1 protein-coding gene is annotated in these 2,116 nt (G+C 66.6%); it reads right to left on the reverse strand.

Annotated elements, in window-relative coordinates:
* Positions 1 to 2,116 (reverse strand): hypothetical protein (locus VAE46_RS12370; protein WP_322797246.1); only part of this gene is annotated, 2,116 nt, incomplete at both ends.

A 2,116-nucleotide genomic window follows, 5' to 3' on the forward strand; every position in this document is an offset into this window, starting at 1 on the left:
GAAGCCCGCTGGGCAGGTTGCCGGTGAAGTTCCACGTCTGGGCGGTGTCCGGCGGGACGTTCTCGTACTTGACGATGACGACGGTGCCCAGCGGCCGGTTGCAGACCCAGATGTGCTGGGTTTCGCCCGGGTTCACGATGACGTCCGGCTGATTGTTGTTGGCGACGACCTGGGAGGTTTCGGCCCCGCAGGCGATCGCGGCGCCCGGATACCCATTTTCGTAGGCCGTCTGGGATGCGGTCGCGATGCCGATGAGCTCGTAGCCGGTCTTCGGGTCTTCGGTCACGGTGTAGAAGCCGGGGACGACCTCCAGGGCCTGGGACGAGCCGACCTGGACGGTCCACGAGTAGTCGGTACCGCCGTCGAGGGTGCCGGTGAAGGTCGCGCCGTCAGGCGAGAAGCCCTGCGGGTACACCTTGTGGATGACGACGTTGCCCTTGCGCTGCCTGTTCGTGAAGGTGCAGGTCACGTCGCTGGCCTGCCCGGCGACGCCGCCGGTTTCGAGGGTGACGGTGACCGTACCGTTCTGCAGGTTCACCTGGGCGTTTCCGCCGGTGCAGGTGATGCTGGCCAGCTCCCAGGCCGAGGGGATGCTGCCTTCGGTGATGGTGTAGGCGACGCCGCCCTGCTGGCCGGAAGCCGGCAGCGTGACAACCTGCTGGTCCGAGACGAGGCCGCTATTCGGGTCGGTATCGAGCACGAAGCTCGTCGGGTTGACGCCCGTGGTGGGCTCGACGGTGAAGGAGAAGTCCTGGTCGGACTGGATGGTGTTGCCGCTGGCGTCCTGCGTGACCTTCTTCACGGTCAGCTTCGGCGGGGTGATGGGCACGTTGTAGGCGATGCAGTGGACTTCGCCCTGCTCCGTGAGGATGGACGGCGACAGCCACTCCCAGTTGTCGTCGTTGAGGTGGTCGGTGTAGCACTTCAGGGCGCCGAAGGCGTAGCCGGGCTGGTAGACCTCTTCGACGTAGACGCCCCATTTGACGCCATCCTTGAGGAGCGCTTCGAGGACGTCGGTTTCGAGGTCGACGGTGGCGGTTCCGTTGGAGACGTTCACCGTCTGCAGGAGCGTGCCGCCGGAGCCATTGACCCGGTCTTCGGTCCAGAGCTGGAAGGTCCACGGGGTGGTGGCGAGGACGCAGTCCTGGCCGCGGTTGTCGTTGGTGGGCGTGACGGGCGCGCTGTCATTGGACGGGCCCTTGGGGCCGAGCAGACCGTTGAGGCCGCCGCCGGGGAAGACCGGCTTGCCGGTATCGTCCTGGCCGCCGGGGCCCTGGTTCCGCGGGACCTGGCTGAAGGTCGGGCAAATGTACTTGGAGAAGGTGACCTTCTTCTCGAGCTTCTCCTTGTTGTAGAAGGTGACGACCGGGGCCGTCTGGTTGGCCATGTCGATGGTCGTGGTGGTGCCGCCGCTGGCGGGGTTGCCGCCGTTGATCGCGTACTTGGGATAGCCGGCGGCGTCGCCGGTCCAGCCGGTTGGGCGGGAGCCCCACTCGACAACCTCGATCACGGCCGTGGCGGGCACGCTGACTTCCTCGCAGGCCTCGGTGCCCTTGGTGCCGGCCGTATCCGGGTTCGGCTCGGAAACGGCCAGGCCGCCGCCCGGGAGCCCGTTGTAGAGGACCGTCGCGGGGTTCGTGGCGGTATTGCGCACATCGAAGTTGAAGGTGCCGCTGCGGACGATGCCGTCGCCGTTGCCGACCAGCACCTTGCAGATCTTCAGCGTCTTGTTGCAGAGCGCCGGGTCGCCCTTGAGGGTGATGGTCGGGCCCTGGGCGCTGACCGGCGTGGCGGTTGTGCTGTCGATGTACAGGTAGGCGGTGTTGTTGAACTGCCGGTCCTGGCAGGTGCGCTGGGGCGCCGGGCTGGGCTTCACGTAGAAGACGATCTGGGAGCCGGCGGGCATGGTGCACTCGACGCCGTTGGAATCCACCAGTTCGTCCGCGAACGTGCCAGTGCAGCTCGCTCCGTTGGTGTAGAACGGGCCGGAGGTGACGGTCACGTTCGCGTCTTTGATCCAGACCGTGCGCTGGGTGCCGCTGGTGCCGTTGGGGTTGTTCACGATGACCGCCCACTGCACGTCATTCGGGTTGGTGGTCTCGGTGGTCTGGCTGGC

The organism is Tepidiforma sp., from assembly GCF_034433535.1.
GTDB lineage: Bacteria > Chloroflexota > Dehalococcoidia > Tepidiformales > Tepidiformaceae > Tepidiforma.